The 16287-nt window shown below is 63.8% G+C and carries 15 protein-coding genes; 9 read left to right on the top strand and 6 right to left on the bottom strand.

Going from position 1 to position 16287, the window contains the following annotated elements:
- The first annotated feature begins 12 nt into the window (after positions 1–12).
- On the top strand, positions 13–1683 hold the full coding sequence (locus E0E18_RS09840) for a GTPase domain-containing protein (protein WP_130840568.1): 1671 nt from the start codon (positions 13–15) through the stop codon (positions 1681–1683).
- Positions 1680–3062, top strand: coding sequence for a hypothetical protein (locus tag E0E18_RS09835; protein ID WP_130840566.1), 1383 nt, complete (start codon positions 1680–1682; stop codon positions 3060–3062). Before E0E18_RS09840 ends, E0E18_RS09835 begins: the two co-directional genes overlap by 4 nt.
- On the opposite strand, the gene E0E18_RS09830 is transcribed toward E0E18_RS09835, so the two are convergent.
- The 5 genes from E0E18_RS09830 to E0E18_RS09810 are packed head-to-tail and all read right to left on the bottom strand — an operon-like array spanning position 3042 to position 9006.
- Complete coding sequence (locus tag E0E18_RS09830) at positions 3042–5261, bottom strand: hypothetical protein (protein WP_130840564.1); 2220 nt, start codon at positions 5259–5261, stop codon at positions 3042–3044. The two genes, E0E18_RS09835 and E0E18_RS09830, sit on opposite strands and share 21 nt — an antisense overlap.
- A 6-nt stretch (positions 5262–5267) precedes the next feature.
- Positions 5268–6986 carry an Hsp70 family protein gene (locus tag E0E18_RS09825; RefSeq protein ID WP_130840562.1) on the bottom strand — a complete coding sequence of 573 codons (1719 nt, stop codon included), beginning with the start codon at positions 6984–6986 and terminating at the stop codon, positions 5268–5270.
- A complete protein-coding gene (locus E0E18_RS09820) occupies positions 6986–8125 on the bottom strand; it encodes a hypothetical protein (protein ID WP_130840560.1) in 1140 nt (379 codons plus the stop codon). The genes E0E18_RS09825 and E0E18_RS09820 overlap by 1 nt, the downstream gene beginning before the upstream one ends.
- A 6-nt stretch (positions 8126–8131) precedes the next feature.
- The gene (locus tag E0E18_RS09815; RefSeq protein ID WP_237559727.1) at positions 8132–8671 is read right to left on the bottom strand and encodes an RNA polymerase sigma factor; all 540 of its coding nucleotides are present in this window, start codon (positions 8669–8671) and stop codon (positions 8132–8134) included.
- Positions 8668–9006 (bottom strand): hypothetical protein, encoded by a 339-nt coding sequence (locus E0E18_RS09810; protein ID WP_130840557.1) that lies wholly within the window; start codon positions 9004–9006, stop codon positions 8668–8670. The genes E0E18_RS09815 and E0E18_RS09810 overlap by 4 nt, the downstream gene beginning before the upstream one ends.
- Before the next feature lie 222 nt (positions 9007–9228).
- Here E0E18_RS09810 and E0E18_RS09805 point away from each other — a divergent pair, with 222 nt between their 5' ends.
- From E0E18_RS09805 to E0E18_RS09795, 3 genes are all read left to right on the top strand, one after another.
- Positions 9229–10233, top strand: coding sequence for a trypsin-like serine protease (locus E0E18_RS09805; RefSeq protein ID WP_130840555.1), 1005 nt, complete (start codon positions 9229–9231; stop codon positions 10231–10233).
- A gap of 189 nt (positions 10234–10422) precedes the next feature.
- The gene (locus tag E0E18_RS09800) at positions 10423–10878 is read left to right on the top strand and encodes a hypothetical protein (RefSeq protein ID WP_202616719.1); all 456 of its coding nucleotides are present in this window, start codon (positions 10423–10425) and stop codon (positions 10876–10878) included.
- A 47-nt stretch (positions 10879–10925) separates the two neighbouring features.
- The gene (locus E0E18_RS09795) at positions 10926–11369 is read left to right on the top strand and encodes an NINE protein (RefSeq protein ID WP_130840551.1); all 444 of its coding nucleotides are present in this window, start codon (positions 10926–10928) and stop codon (positions 11367–11369) included.
- A gap of 55 nt (positions 11370–11424) precedes the next feature.
- Here the strand turns inward: E0E18_RS09795 and E0E18_RS09790 are convergent, their stop codons facing one another.
- Positions 11425–12804, bottom strand: coding sequence for an aminotransferase class V-fold PLP-dependent enzyme (locus E0E18_RS09790; RefSeq protein WP_419866050.1), 1380 nt, complete (start codon positions 12802–12804; stop codon positions 11425–11427).
- 289 nt (positions 12805–13093) lie between these two features.
- Here E0E18_RS09790 and wzm point away from each other — a divergent pair, with 289 nt between their 5' ends.
- The 4 genes from wzm to E0E18_RS13885 all read left to right on the top strand — a co-directional run bounded on the left by wzm (position 13094) and on the right by E0E18_RS13885 (position 16253).
- Positions 13094–14020 carry a galactan export ABC transporter permease subunit Wzm/RfbD gene (gene wzm, locus E0E18_RS09785; RefSeq protein WP_078057141.1) on the top strand — a complete coding sequence of 309 codons (927 nt, stop codon included), beginning with the start codon at positions 13094–13096 and terminating at the stop codon, positions 14018–14020.
- A 15-nt stretch (positions 14021–14035) separates the two neighbouring features.
- Positions 14036–14827 carry a galactan export ABC transporter ATP-binding subunit Wzt/RfbE gene (wzt, locus tag E0E18_RS09780; protein WP_130840549.1) on the top strand — a complete coding sequence of 264 codons (792 nt, stop codon included), beginning with the start codon at positions 14036–14038 and terminating at the stop codon, positions 14825–14827.
- Positions 14828–15080: 253 nt separating this feature from the next.
- Complete coding sequence (locus E0E18_RS09775; RefSeq protein ID WP_161972271.1) at positions 15081–15704, top strand: RDD family protein; 624 nt, start codon at positions 15081–15083, stop codon at positions 15702–15704.
- 6 nt (positions 15705–15710) lie between these two features.
- Entirely contained in the window at positions 15711–16253 is a 543-nt protein-coding gene (locus tag E0E18_RS13885; protein ID WP_161972270.1) for a hypothetical protein, read from the top strand.
- Positions 16254–16287 lie beyond the last annotated feature (34 nt).

Raw genomic sequence — 16287 nt, 5'->3', positions numbered from 1 at the left:
GATGGCACCGTCATGACAAGCGACACAGAACGGGCACTCGCCGCCACCGTGGAGTATTTCCGCAGCAGCGGGGACACGACCGCGGCCGATGCCCTGCAGGCCACCGTCGGGGAGCGCCGCTCCCCCGGAACGGTGTGCCTGTACGGTCGTGCCGGCTCCGGGCGCAGCACCCTGCTCAATTCGCTGCTCAGAAGCCCTGCCGTACTGCCCGCCACTCCGGCCGGGGTGGGGGTGGTGACCGCTTCCCCGGTCACCGTGGACGCCGAGATCGACGGAACCCCGGTCACACTCGTCGACCTTCCCGCCGCGGAGGTCAGCTCCAGCGGTCCGGACGGTACCGCCGGACTCTTCTTCAGCCGGGCGGACATTGTCCTCTATGTCGTCGACGCCCATATTCCCCTCGACAGCGGGGAGGTGGCGGAGATCCGGGATATCCTCAGACTCGCTCCCCGCGTCGAGGTGGTCGTCACCGGCAGGGACCGTAACCTGAGATCCGTCGGAGAGGTCGTCAGCCGTGACAGGGAGATACTCGCTGGAGTACCGGGTGAGGTACCGGGTGACGCGCAGGGGGACCCCGTCCACGTCGTAGGGGAGGCAGTCCCGCTCCACGTGATCAGCTGCCTCCCCGGAGCAGATGACTCCGGCCTGAACGCACTTCGCGACCAGGTGGTCGCCAGGGTCGCAGACAGGACGGTGACGCCCCCGGGGACCGCCGTACGTCAGGCCCGCATCCAGGTCGCCCGCGAGCTGGAGAGGCAGCGACTGCTCGCCACAGCCACGGAGGAACATGCTTCCGGACACGGAGAAGAGGCAACGGACCAGATTGACGGGCAGCTGCGTCTGCTGTCCGACCTTCCCCGGGCGAACCGGACCTTCCTCACCGACCGGATCGCCGCGGCACGGACCTCGGCACTCACCAGCCATGCCGACGCAATGGCTGACCTGCAGAGAAAGTGGCGCCATTTCATCGACGTGACCCGCCCGACGAGAATATTCGACGACCCTGCTCCGGTGATCTCGCGCCTCGGCAGCGAACTGTCCGCCCTCAAGCAGGACGCCCTCGGCAGCCTGATGCGCGCGGTGCGTGGAGAATTCCTGGAATACACGGCAGGTGCCGGGCGATGGGAGGCCGTGACAGGACAGATCGCGTCCTCGTGGTCCGGTTCCACCGGACCTGTGCCGGATCCGACAGGGTCACCTGCCCCCGAGAGGGCCCGACTGGCGGACCTGGTCACGCCGTCCCTGCTGACGGTGTCCGTCTCGGGGGGAGGGGCACTGGCGTACGCCGCGACCCTGCTCCCCGGGGTCGGCGGAGCAGTCGCGGCCACCGGTGGCCTGGCCGTACTACCGGTGGTCGCGGCCGCGGGAACGTGGCTGGCCGTCAACCTGCTGCACAATGCGGCAGGTAGAGGACGCCGAAACCTGCGGACATGGCTCGACGAGACTGTCGCCGCCGCACGACGGGACCTTAACCGTGACCTCGACGAGGTCTACCACCGCCTACGTCCGGTGGTGTTGACCAGGTTCGAGACTGACATCACCGAATACGTCACTGCGGAGCGCAGAAGACTGACGGAAGCGAGGGCAGCTCTGCTCGCCGGAGAGAAGAACGCCGCCGACGCCCGCGACCTCGCCGAGAGACGAGTCGCCCACCTGGAGAAGCTGGGGTCGATGTTGCGATGAGCTCCCTCAGCTTTCCCGCTACGGCGGTCGTGGCACTGGCGGACAGGATTCTGTCAGAGGTCGTCGAAACCTGTCCCGACCTTGGAGAGCAGATCGGTGATCTGCGCAGGCGGCTCCACGAACCCCCCAGAATTCTCGTCGTCGGCGGCCGTGGAACAGGGAAGACGACACTGGTCCACGCACTGACAGGAACAGCACCGGCACCGTCGGCTGACCCGGTGTTGTACTGCAGTGCGGACCGGCCTCCGCCGCGTGATCTTCCGCTGACGGTCAGCATCCGCCAGGTGGAAGGCCCGTCGCTGCACAGCATCAGCCTCGTCGACCCGGCATCCCTGCCCCTCCCGGTCCCGGAACAGGACAGGGCGGCCGTGGCCGATGCATGCCTCTACCTGGTCGACCGTGAACCGAACGACGCTGACCTGGAAAGGATCCGCGGCACGGGCCTCGGGCCGGCGGGAACCGTGCTGATCATCTCCCGGGCAGACGAGTTCGGTGCAGGGGCACTCGGCTCCGTCGATCCGGTGGCGGACGCCCGCAGGTATGCGGCCCACCTCAGAAGGTCCACCGCTCCATGTGCCAGGTCACCGTTGACTTCTGCGCCGTGGGCCACTGCCCTTGCAGTGTCTCCACTGCTGGCCACAGCATCGGTCACGGTCGCCGATCTGGATGACGCGGCCCTGACCCGGTTCACGGAACGGCTGGCATCATACGATTCCGCCGCACTGGGTCGTGTTCTCATCCGGGCCGACGGGGGCGGAGTTCCTCCCTCACTCCACCGGGACCTCGTGAGGACCGGAACCTACGGGGTTCTCCACGGAAAGTCAGCCCTCAGCAGCCGGGGCGACCGGAGGGAAGAGCTGACAGCCTGGCTCTCATCGGTCTCAGGACTGTCTGAACTGCGTGCACAGTTGCTCGGGGACACGGCACAGGCCGCCCTCCTCAAGCGGACCTCGGAGATTCTCGGGGAACTCGGACAGCTCAAGTTCACCACGAGGAAACCTGGTGGGCTCGCCGACGTTCTCGAACATGCGTGGAGTCTTACCGGCGCCTGGAGAATCCGCCTGTACCCGTCGATCGCCGAGTTGTCCGCCTCAGGTTTCGACCGGGACTCTGCACTGGTGATGCAGATGGTTGACGCCGACAGCCTTTACGACCTGGCGGAAGTGCCGGTCGGATCCTCCCCTGCGGATGTCGCCAACGGTGTCCGCGAACAACTCAGAAAGGTCAACATACGACTCACAGGATTCACGGTCCCGGTGGCGGAGGCCGCGCTCACCTCAGTCTCCGCTGTACTGAGACGGGCTGTCGCCGAGGCGGACTCACTCCTGGCCGGGAATGTCGTGGAAGAGCAGAAGAGGCTATTCAGCACCAGCGGTTGAACCGGTTCCGGCAGTTCCCGGGCCACTGTCCGGGGCACTGGCCGGGGCACTGGCCGGGGCACTGCCGACCCCCGCCAGCACCCTGGCCACCGGAAGAACCTTCTCCTTCAGATCAGCGGGGGAGGACCTGTAGTTCCCCATCGACTGATTCTGCTCCAGCGAGAGTGTGATGCAGTGGTCACTACCCGCCTGACAGTACCGGAGATTGTATGTTGGAATACCTTCCAGATTGGCGGAAGTCGGTTCAAGTACCGGGGTGAATGCCCAGTACTCCTCCCACCCGGTCATATCGTCGACCCCCGCCACCGGATATCCGGGAAGACCGTCCGATGCGCCGGTGTTCACTGTCACGGCGGTCGGTTCTCCCGACCCTGACTGCCACATCAGGCATCTCTCTCTTCCCGCACTGTCCAACATCGGAAAAGAAACCGGTACAACCTGCCCGCCCCTATCCATTATCTTCGAGGACCCGTCAGCGACTTCGATTCCGTTCTCACCCAGGTAGGACAGTGAGGCGTTGTCGTAGAAGCTGCGGCAGCTGAATAACGTCTGGTCAACGATAACGGGAGCATCACCAGCACCGACCGGATTTCTGTTCACATTCTCGAAACTGTCGATAATCTGCTTGAACGCTTCATCCGGCTCACTGTCGGCACCGGTGATCACCTTGTAGTTTCCGGAATCCCGCAGTATGACGAAGAAATACAGGGATCCGTGGCCAGGCACGAATGTGTCGGCAACTCGGAGTTCCGCCTTCTCGCTACCGTTTCCATCACTGCCGTTTCCGGTCTTCTTGTCCACCACCCGGGTAGCTATTCTCCAATTACGGTAATTCACCACTTCCCCATTTTCAGGGGCCTTGATTTCCGCACTGAGCGCACGCAGGGCAATGTTCACCGGTCTGGATATCTGCAGGTCCCCCGACCCCAGAGTGAGTGTCTCCAGCCGGTCCCCCCCGTAAGCCATGAGACAGCTCTTTTCCTTTGGTCCACCGGGGAAGCCGTTATCTGCCCCGCTCCCCGAACTGCGATCCTCTCCCGCCAGGCTGAACGTTTCGGGCAATACCAGACCTGCTTCGGCCAGAATACCGACAGGAGCCCGGTTGTACAGCGCTTCACAGTCAAATTCGCCGTCATCTCCGATGAATGCGGCGAGACGCTCAGCGGGAGGGACCACCGCATACTCGACGGGCATGCGAGTCTCATCTTTTCCGACGACCACTGCGCCTGCACCGACCGCGATGACCGTCAGGATTCCGACGAGGGCGAGGAGACGCCGGTACCTGCGGGGACCCGACCTGGTCCCGGAACCGGCTGCGGGACGGATGTACTGCACCACCCCACGGACAACAGCTGACCGTGGGTCAGAAATCACAGTCACCCTGCGGGGGTAGATGAGGGACTCGAGTTTCACCACGAGGCTGTCCAGTTCAGACGGCTGGAGACCACCACCGACCAGGATGTCACATCCGTCCTCCGGGATCAGCTGCCCGGCGGCAGAGACCAGCCCACTGACCACCTCAGATCCGTCGGTTTCTGCCGGCTTCAGAGCATGCTCGACCTCCCACTCTGCGCCGTTGCCCCGGAGCAGTACCACCTCGGGGTTCTCTCTGCCGGTGGACACCACCAGACGACTCTGTGACCGACCAGCATCTTCTCCGGTACCGGATACCATGGCCACAGACTGAGCTGTGACAGCAGTGCAGGTCTCTGTGCCCGCTACACGGGTTGCCGCGCTCAGCAGTACCTCGCGCACCGTTGACGACCAGTGTGAAGGACAGACGACCACGAGCGCGTGCACAGCAGCTCCCGGAGAGCCGGAACTGTCCGGGTCGCCCGGATCATACGGGAACTCCCTGGTCCAGCGGAGGACTGCCCGCTCCACCGCTTCTGTGAGCAGAGGAACAACCAGGTCAGCCGCCCAGATCCGACGGTCACCGACAATCACCGACTGCCGGCCCAGCGTGGTGAGCGGAGAATCCAGTCGCGTCGGGGAGAGAACGCCGCCGGTCGGGCGGTCCCCTGTTCGAGATATCGAGGCCTCCGACACAACTGTGTCACCGTAGATCAGCAGGGACGCCGGAAACTCCTCGACGTGTACAGGTCTGGCGGACTCCAGCTCGACAACTGTCAACCTCACCAGGTCGGCACACAGATCCACCACGACACCACACCGGCCCTGCCTGGAACTGTCATCCACGAATTCTCACGACTCCTCGATTCGGATAGCCGGGTCCAGTGCCGCGGCAATGCGTTCAGCGATACTGGTCTTGGCGGCAGCCTCGTCGCGTACGTTGATGACCAGCCATCCGGCGTCAGCGACGTAGAGTGCCACCGCAGCCCATCCCAGAGTCTCGGAATCGAATCGATACCAGTGCGACAACGCGCCTGTCAGTTGAACGGGGGCAGTGCCGATATTCCTCTGGTAGTCAATGAACATTTCGAAACCATGTCTGCGGTAGGTGTCCAGCGAGAGATCCACCTGACCGTCGGCACCAAGTCTGCAGCTCGTGACCCCGTGCACCCCCGTGGCCGTCGGCTCCTTCACTTTTCCGTATATTTCCGCGACCACCGATGCCGCCGTCTGCATTCCACCTTTGCAGGTCAGTTTTCCTGCGGACCACAACGGGGAATCGGGAGCCAGGTGCACCGGGACAACAGGCGACGGATCGAAGTCTTCTGCCACTGTGTCGGGAGACGCGACAACCGACGGATGCTCCTCGCCACCGCTCATCTGTGAAACTGTGACACCAGCGACCATCAGCACTGCCAGAAGTACAGCCCCGAGTACGACGCGACGTCGTCCGCGCTGATCCCCGGTCCTCCGGTGGCGGTCCACCCGTTCACGCCAGCCCGGCTGATTCTTCACTCCGTCGACGCCGTCGTGGGGGCGGTCCGAACAGCGTGAGGCGCAGAACTCAAGGGCTCCCAGACAGACAGCACTGAAAGGCTCGGTGACCGGGTGGAGTACCCCCAGTGTCGTCAGAGCTCCCTGGACAGACGGGGTGAGCGCAGTACCTCCTGTCAGAAACAGGTCCGCCCGCCTACCGACAGGACCACCTGCATCAACGGACCGCTGGGCCAGTTCCACCATGCGCGCGACATCATCACTGATTCCGCTCTCCAGCTGTCCCCGGGTCACCTCGACAGTCCCCCACGGCTCTCCGAGGTCAACCGCGCACCGGTCGATTTCCGAGAGCTGTTCTCTGGCCCGAACCAGACAACGCAGGACATCAGGTACTGAAAGTCCGGCCAACGTCTCCGGCGAGGGACTCCCTCCGTCGAGCTTCTCCGCCACCAGTCCCAGCATCCGACCGTCGAGTGTTCTGCCTCCGAGCATGTTGTCACCGTCGGAGAAGATGACTGAGGGTGTCCCGGCGGAGTCGAAACGGACCAGTGCCGTGTCACAGGTCCCTCCGCCGATGTCGACGATCACCATATTCCCGGTCGCGTTCGGACCCCGGAAGTGGTGTGCGGCAGCGGCGACCGGTTCAGGAAGTGTGCGGACCGCACCCTCGTCCACTCCCGCCATAACTGCCGCACGTACGAGAAGCCCCACGGCTCTCTCCGAAAATGCCGCAGGGTGCGTCAGAACCACGGACTCCGGTTCGCCGGGGCCGCACTCAGCCAGGGCCCGGCGGTAGACCTCCCGATAGATCGCCGCGAAAACCGGGGCCAACAGCTCCATCTCATCAGCAGGAGTCTCGACCAGCAGCCGTTTGGGAGACGGGTAGAACGACACAGGATCCTCTGTGGCATGCTTCCATGCCTCGGAACCCACGTAGACGGAAGCCCCCGACAGATAGACCGCGGACGGGAGCTTCCCACCACCTGCCAGGGGAAGCGTCACGGGAACTGCGTCCCCGTACCGCACAGCAGCGACAGTGTTGGTGGTACCGAGGTCGACGGACAGTGACCAGGCCATCAGCTGTCCCCTGCCGTCCCGGAGTTCTCGGTACTGTCAATCCACCTCACCAGGGGAAGGATCTCACTCCTGATGTCGTCGACGACAGGGCTGACCGGTCTGCCGCTTCCAGATTCTCCGTATCCCATGAAATTGGTGACGGTGATGCAGTTACGGTCACTCCTGCAGAATCTCGCGTTGTATGATTCTTTTCCTTCATTTGATCTGTTCACCGGGCGGTCCGCACCGTTGAAATCCCAGTACTCCTCCCACCCTGGAAGATTCTCGCGACTGTCGAAAGGGGTGCCACGGTGATCGTCCCTGGGGCCTGTATTTATCTCCACGGGATAAAAATATGAATCATATTGGATGTTCGCCTTACCCTGTGAATTGGCAGAAGGAATGAGGTCGCATGACATCGACCCGTTGCTCCTTTCGATCGTCCGCGAAGGTGCAAACCGCACGTCAGAGACATCCAGTCCGGCGTCCTGCAGTCCTACAGCACTCAGCCTGTCGTAGATCAGGGAACAGTTGAATTCTCCCGCCTCAGAGAAGTATTCCGTCCTGCCATGGACAGTCTCTTCACCTTGCCGGTCCAGCCCGTCCACTACGACTTTCAGGGCATCGACAATCCCGTCACCCAGCGGATTCTCGATAATTTCTTCCGGCGCATCCGGCACATATGCGAGGGGCGTGAAAACTATGACTGAACTGTTGTCCTCGGCGGTTAACTCAGCAGCTAGATTCTCATCTCCGTCTTTCAGTGTGATGTGGCCGATCTTCCACCCGTCGTAGTTTTCCCGTTTCCCGTTCCACGTCAGGTCAAAGCTCTTGTGGTCGGTGGCGACGTAGACAGGAACGGGGACAGTACCCGGCCACCCGGGACCCACGTATCTCATGGGGCAGAAAGTTCGGCCCGACGGGAACCTTTTACTGGACGCCATGGGCTCTGTCGTCGTACTGAGACCTGCATCCAGCAGCAGCGACACCGGAACGTCCGAGTAGAGGCGCCGACAGTCAAGGACGCCGTCACTGTCGTAGAGGGCGTTCAGTTTCCTGTCGCCGGTGGTCTCCGGTGTGCCGGGCTCGCTCCCACAGGACAGCAGTGCCGCTGTGACGGCAGCCGCCAGCAGCAGGCCAGGTGTCCTGAACCGCGCCATACCTGCTCACCCTCCGATCCGGTCACCCAGCAGTTCCTTCAGTGCCTTACGGGCACGGAAAATCCTCGTCTTGACGGTCTGGATGTTCACACCCTGCTGAAGAGCAATTTCCCTGTAACTGAGTCCACCGATCTCCCGCAGGACGACAGCCTCCCGGAATTCATCGGACAGCTGACCTACCGCCCACCTCACAACCTGGGTGTCCGCCACCCGATCCCCGATATCGGTCGTGTTGGTAGGCAGGTCCGCTCCGGTGTCACTGTCCGGGAACTCCCGCCTGCGGCTGACCTTGTTCCGGCAGATGTTGGCCGCGATGCGGTAGAGCCATGTGGAGAACCTTGATGCACCACGGAACCGGTCGAACCCCTGCCACGCTGTCGCGATGGCATCCTGCATGGCGTCCTCAGCGTCATGCCGGTTACCCGTGATACCGAGACACACGCCCCACACCCGTTCCCGGGCATCCTGTACGAGAGCCACGAAGGCGTCCTTGTCCGCGGCGCGCACTCTCTCGATCAGTTCGCGTTCCTCTTCCAGGGGGATCACAGGCCGTCCCCCTCTGCCGTGTCGGACGGGTCGTCCAGTACGTCGTCGGGACCGGCCATGTCGTCGTCGAGGACATCCTCGGACATCTCGCCGTCATCCCCGGCGTCCTCAGTCTCCTCACTGGAGCCGGAGAACATGTCCCCGTCCTCAGCATCGGCCGGCCCCCCGGAAACCAGCTCCTCGTCCTCGTCCGGGATCACCGAAAGATCCCGGGGCGCAGCCAAAGGATCCATCGCAGCATCGAGGATCCGGGAGAACTGATCCTCGCTGAGAGGCTCCCACAGTCCGGAGAAAATCTCAGATGACAGTGGTCCGTCATCTCCTGGCTGCGTCAACGTGGCACCCCTTAAGGTTCTCCGGTTCGTGTCCTGCTCGTTTCGACACGGACACCTTACCCCACCGTGAGCGTTCCCGGATGCGGACTGCGGCAGGAGGCCCACGGCGGAAGTTGCTCCACCGGTCTCCGGCGGTCGGGAACAAAAGCCGTTCCACGGGGTCTGACAGCCGACACCGTGAGAGACACCGCGACAGTTCCGGTCACACCTGAGAGGCGATCCATGCACCGTAAACCGTTCCCCACCACGACTGCGGCAACCGCCGTGGCTGCACTCGCCGCGCTCACCGGACTCACCATGTCACTCACCATGTCATTGTCCGCGTGCAGCACAGCGACCCCCTTGCTCACCGGTGACCCCCGCCCGGTGGCAGTGTCAGCGGAATCCGACGCCGCTACAGGGGCAGGACCACGGACCGGTGCACCAGAGGCCGAGGAGGAATCGCTGCCCACACCTGTGCACGAGGAGAGAAGCAGTTTGCCGATGCCGCTGAAGGCGGAGTCCCGGGCGTCGGCGGCGCTCAGCGAAAAGCCCGGCGAACGTCCGATCCTCCGCAACAGCGAGGACTTCGCCTTCCTCGAAAACCCCGCCTACCTCGAACCCGGGGCACGCTACTTCGTCGAACACCGGAACGGAGAGGTGAGCAACTGCTCCTTCGGGTGGATGACCTCCTACCCACAGCAGAACCGCACCTTCAACCTCACCGCCGGCCACTGCGGAGACAAGGGGGATGTGGTCTACGTGGAGACCGACTCCGGAGAGACCGCCCCCGTCGGCGAGTTCGTGTGGCAGGCCTACGACGGAGAGGAGGTCATCGAGAGCGGGAACGACTACGCACTGATCGAGTTCTACTCCCGGTTCGACACCGCGGTACTGGGAACGCGCTCGGTACAGTTCTCCGGCAATTCTGTTCAACTGGCGGGTTGGAGAGACGGAAACTGGCTCCGCCAGAACAACCCCTACATGTGCCGTCTCGGATACCGTTCCGGACTCTCCTGCGGAAGTTTCACGGAGATGCAGAACGCGAACACGGTGCTCTTCGACAACATCTCGGACCACGGCGACTCAGGGGGAGCCGTCTGGGCCTTCGACCCGTCGGACCCCACCGGTTCGAATATCTACGCCGTGGCGGTGAACAGCTTCGGCAGTGAATCGGACGCCACCCACGCCGGAGGAAAAACCATCGCCCCTGTGATGGAACACTTCGATCTGACCATTTACGATTAGACCCACCCCGAAAGGATCTGAATAATGGGCTTTCTCCGCTACATCCTACTCATCGGCACAGCTTTCATCGTCTACAGACTCCCCTGGTTCACTCTCACAGACTACGAGGGAAACAGTACATCTCTGACACTCAACGGAAGCGGTGACGGAAACACGGTATGGGTCCCCCAGTATTTCGACTTCGAATCTATGAGTGGTTTTCCGTACGGCTACGTACTGGTCGCCGTGCTGCTGATATTCCTGGCACGTACCGGAGCCAGGCGCGATGACCCGGATTCCGCAAATCTGAGTCTCATGTCTGCCGGGTTCATTGTCCTCGTCCTCAGTATCGTGACTGTCTTCATCAAGAATGCGATCATCGGCGCATCTCCCGAAGACCTGAAGATACCCGGAGAATCGGCGATGGATTTCAGTCTGGCGTCCGGATTCTGGATTGTCATCGCCCTCGCGATCGTCATGATGATCACCGGCTTCATCGGACTTGGCGTCGAGGACACCCCTGACTCCGCCGCACCCACCGCTTCCGTGACCCCCGGCCACACTGACGGCACCGGCGGAACCGGCGGCACGGGTGCAGATGCCGGCTCCAGCGATGCAGGCCCGTCCGCCCACATCACAGGGCCGTCGAAGAATCCCTTCATCTAACGCTACACTTAGCCTGAACATCCAGTCTGAACTCCAGGAGAGTACGTATGTCGAATCCTTTTTCCCCCGGTCCCGGTCAGCCAGACCCCATGAACCAGCCGCAGTACCCGCAGCAGCCTTTCGCACAGCAGCCCTACGCACCCCCGCAGCCTGCCCAGGACCCGCAGTACCCCCAGTACCCGGTCGCATACACCCAGCCGCAGATGCCCGCCCAGCAGCAGGCCGTGACCTTCTCCCCCAAGTCCAAAGCCGCTGCGGCTCTTCTGGCATTCTTCCTGGGCGGTCTCGGCGCCCACAACTTCTACCTCGGATACACCGGAAAGGGCTTCTGTCAGCTGGCTCTGCTGGTTTTCGGGGTGTTCACGAGCCTCTTCGTCATCGGCTTCCTCATGCTGGGAGCGCTGAGCCTCTGGGTGCTGATCGAGTTCATCATGATCCTCACCGGCGGCGGAGCGTACACGCACGATTCCGTGGGCCGTCCGCTGTCCTGACCGCGGGAACGGTCGACACGGTCCCGGCTGCGGCACTGCGTATGCGCCACTCCGCCTACACCATTCCGCCGACAACCCTGACCAGCTGATCGACGTCATAGCGGGTGTTGTGCGGTGCGAACGCGACACACACGGCACCCCCCATTTCAGCGACACCCATCTGGTCGAAGAGCGCACTGTCCTCCAGGCCCACCACTTCGGCGACGACACCGTTGTCCAGCAGCCGTTCCGCCACAGTCGCGGCAGACAGTCCGGGCACCAGGAAACTCACCCTCGGCACGCGGTCCGTCGGAGACCACAGATCCGTGTACCCCCCGTCGTCCACGGTCCACGATCCGTGACCCCCGCCGTTGTAGGCACCGTGGTCGTCTCCGGTCACCCCGACAACATGAACCACCCCGAAATCGCGGAGCCCGTCGATGAGATGACGGGCCAGTCCGTTCATGTACTCCTCCGCCGCAGGCAGTGAGGTCGCCAGTTTCGAGCGACGGTCACCGGTGGCGTCCTCGTCCAGGCACGCCAGAAAATCGACCGTAGCCGGGACTGCGCCCAGAAGCCCCGGCGCGAGACCTCCCCGCTCCAGTGCCGCAACCCGCCGCTTCGCCAGCGAACGGAGGTCCGGGGTGGAGTGCCTGCCCGTGCGTACCTCCGCCAGCTTCAGCTGGGCCAGCATCGTCTGGTCCCGGAACACCAGTGCCCCCACCTCGGGGCCCCCGAGCGGGGCCAGGTCGAGTGCCACGACATCGGCACCCCATTCATCTATGTCTATCCTCCGGTACGGCGCGTACGCCGCGGCGTCCACGACCAGCCACCCGTTGGACTTCGCGTGGAGCAGGTCCGCCACAGCCCGGACGTCCGTCACCGTACCGATGTGCGCATTGGCCGCGGCGACGGCGACGACAGAGGTGTACGGCCCGATGAGTTCACTGAACTGCCAGGTGGGCAGGGAACCCGTGGTGAGTTCCGCCTCCGCCCACCGCACCTTGGCACCGTAGAGGTCGGACGCCAGTTCCCACGGGGCGATGTTCACCGGGTCGTCGATGCGGGACAGGACGACCTCCCGGCCTATCCGCAGTTTGGCCGGCAGTGAGGACGCCAGGGTGTTCAGCAGCGCGGCCCGGCTCGGTCCCAGCACCACGCACTCGGCAACCCCTCCGACCAGGTCCGCGACGGCGGCCCTGGCCTCGTCGACGTAGATGTCGCCCCTGGTCCCTGTCCCGGTCGTCCCGGTCGTCCCGGCCTCCCCGCCCACCTGCACGGTGCCGGGGTCCGCCTGCAGTGGGGCGGTCCGGAACGCCCTGGTCACCGCCGAACTCACCTTCTCCGGGACCTGGGCGCGAGTACCCGCGTTGAGGTAGGTCCACCCGTCGGACTGGGAGACATAGAGCCCACGGGCCCTCGCGGAATCGAACACGCCTGAACGCACCTCATTCATGGACATCAAGGACATCACGGACATATCACGGACTTTGCACGGTATCTGCACGGTCAAACAGGTCATCTCGGACGTCACGCTGCCGGGCCTGCCGGTGGCCGTCGTGACCCGATCCTACAGCCCCTGCCGGACAGCTCCACAAGCCCCGGCAGTGAGCCCGCAGCGGGACCGCAGGGACTCCGCAGTCAGCTGTCGGGGAACTGTCCGGAGGGTTGGAGAAAGCTGCGGGAACTGCCGGGAGACAGGCGTGTTTTCTCTTCCTGCGACCACTCCGGGGTACCGTTGACGGGTGTCAGAATCAGAGATCGAGCACCCTAACACCGAAAGGGCAGGCAGCGTCGCGCTCTCCCCGGACTTCGACAGATTCGTCGCCCGGGTGCCGGAGGACGAGGTTCCTGCCTCCACCTCCCAGACATTCGGCGCCGCCTGGGACGACCTCCGCCGGGGCTTCGCCCAACGTGAACTGTGGTTCGCCCTGGGCTGGCAGGACATCAAGCAGCGTTACCGCCGCTCGGTCCTGGGCCCCCTCTGGATCACCATCGCCACCGGCGTGATGTCTGCCGCACTGGGACTCCTCTACTCCCTGCTCTTCAACATCGACGTGAAGACCTTCCTTCCCCACGTCGCACTGGGACTGATCCTCTGGGGGTTCATCGCCGGATGCATCAACGAGGGGTCGCAGGTCTTCATCGCCAACGAAGGCCTGATCAAGCAGCTTCCCAGCGCACTGAGTGTGCACGTGTACCGGCTCGTGTGGCGTCAGTTCCTCTTCCTCCTGCACAACCTCGCAATCTGGCTGATTCTGCTGGCCGTCTTCCGGATGCCGGTGGGGTGGGAGGTCATCCTCGCGGTACCCGGGCTGGCCCTCCTCGTCGCGAACGGCGTGTGGGTCTCCATGTTCTTCGGCATCATCGCCACCCGTTTCCGGGATGTCGCCCCGTTGCTGGAGTCCCTGGTGCAGCTGCTGTTCTACATGACGCCGATCGTGTGGATGGACTCCACGTTGAAGGACCGTGTGGGTGACATCGGCAACAAGGCCTACATCGCCGAGCTCAACCCGCTCTACCACTACATGGCGATCGTGCGCGGACCGATGATCGGGGAGCCGGTGGCACTGCGGTCCTGGCTCATCGTCCTGGTACTCACCGTGCTGGGCACACTGTTCGCGATGGTCTTCATGCGCCAGTGGCGCTCCCGCATCAGCTACTGGGTCTAGGAGAGAATCTCACCAATGGTTTCGATCGACACCTACAACGCGTGCGTGGACTTCCCGATCTTCGACGCGAAGTCCCGCTCCCTGAAGAAGGCATTCCTCGGCGCGGCAGGAGGCGCCATCGGACGCAACGCAGACAACACCGTTGTCGTCGAGGCGCTGCGGGAAATCAACCTCCATCTGAAGGAGGGAGACCGCATCGGGCTCGTCGGCCACAACGGTGCCGGCAAGTCAACTCTTCTACGGCTGCTCTCGGGGATCTACGAACCCACCCGAGGTTCCGCGGTGGTGTCCGGGAGGGTGGCCCCGGTCTTCGACCTCGGGGTCGGCATGGACCCCGAGATCTCCGGATGGGAGAACATCATCATCCGCGGTCTCTTCCTCGGGGAATCCAAGAGGTCCATGCAGAAGAAGATGGACGAGATAGCCGAGTTCAGTGAGCTCGGCGACTACCTGTCCATGCCGCTGCGCACCTACTCCTCCGGCATGCGCGTCCGACTGGCCCTGGGGGTCGTGACCTCCATCGAACCGGAGATTCTCCTTCTCGACGAAGGTATCGGGGCGGTGGACGCCGCGTTCATGGCCAAAGCCCGGGTGAGGCTCCAGTCACTGGTGGCGAAGTCAGGGATCCTCGTCTTCGCCTCCCACTCCAACGAGTTCCTCGCACAGCTCTGCGACTCCGCCCTGTGGGTCGACCACGGTGAGATCAGGGAGTGCGGGCCGGTCGATGAGATCGTCGGCAACTACGAGGGGCCCGAAGCCAGGGACCAGGTCCGCGGCACCCTGAAGAATCTGGGCCGTCTCCGGTAGTCGCGGCGTCCACGTCCCTTCCACTGCCACTCCTGCCACCCCGTCACCCCTGCTCCGGGGGCCATGCCCCGCCTGTGGAGCGGAAAGGCGATCTTCCCGGGAACTTTCCGGGAGTTCCTGTGTCTCATCCCTGACATGCTGCGGTTGACGATCATCCCAGGGAGAGCAGGACATGACGACCACACCACCGTTCGGTAACCCGTACGGACCAGTATCCGGCGGGCCACCCAACCCCTTCAGCGCTCAGGAGGGGATGCCGGCTGCGACGACCGGGACGCCGCTGTTCCCGGAACCCGCAGCCGCCGCACCACCGCCCGCCGCACCGTCAGCGATGCGTCGGCTGGGGGCCGTGGTGGTCGATCTGGTGGCGGTGGTCCTCGCCGCGTGCGTCCTTGTCCCGGTCACCTCGTCAATCGTGGACGCAGCGATGGTCCCGGACCTGCCGACCGACATGGACACTCTGAACAGGTACACGTGGGAGGAGATCCACGACCTGGCTGCCCGGTATGACGATGCCAGATTCAACGCGGCCGTCGTCACAGCCGTCACGGCCTACATCGAAAGCTTCATCCTCGTCGTGCTCTTCACGGTGGTTCCCGAGCATTCCCGGGGACAGACCCTCGGCAAACGCATGTGCGGCATCAGGGTGCAGTCGGTGACCGGTACTGACCCGTCACTCTCCCAGGCCTTCAGGAGGAACACCTGGCTGCTGGTCAACTACATCCCGGTCATCGGCCCACCGGTGAGTTTCATCCTCGGCTGCCGCGCCTTCTCCACCTCAGCCAAGGCACCCGGGCTCCAGGGATTCCACGACAGAGCTGCGGACACACAGGTCATCGACATTCGCCGTACAGCATCCCTTCAACCACAGGAGTAACCGACCATGATTCGACGAACCATCCTTTCCACCGGTTGTCTAGTGGCAGCTGTTGCGGCAGGTGCAACCCTCGCAGGCTGTTCCACCGGCGACAGCACCGGAGCCTTCTCCTCCCTGGTCGCCGAACGGGAGGCCACTGAAGAGGCCGCGGCGTCCGCATCCGCCGAGGCGGAAGCTTCAGCTGAGGCGTCACGGTCAGCTGAGGCAGAGGCCGAAGCTTCCGCCGAGGCGTCACGGTCGGCTGAGGCGTCGCGTGCCGCGGAAAAATCCAGGCAGGCGGAAAGCTCCCGGGCAGCGGAGGCCGCACGCCGGGCAGCACAGCAACAGCAGCAACAGCAGCAGCAACAACAGCAGGAGCCCACCGAGCAGTGGCCCTCACCCCCGTACACGCTGACCGGAAACCCACCCAGGGAGTGGTTCGCCAAGGGCCCGTTCGCCTACCAGTCCACGTGTGACCAGAACGCGGACACCTGGCCTGCAGAAACCTCCACCTGTTTCTCGATGTCCGACGGGTGGTACTACTACGCGGTCCGCCAGAAGGCGCGGTGACCGGTACCCCCGCTCCCCGCCCCGATTCCCACCC

Source organism: Corynebacterium neomassiliense (genome assembly GCF_900626215.1).
GTDB lineage: Bacteria > Actinomycetota > Actinomycetes > Mycobacteriales > Mycobacteriaceae > Corynebacterium > Corynebacterium neomassiliense.
Note: the sequence above shows the minus strand (reverse complement) of the source record. Positions and strands in the feature narration are given on the sequence as shown.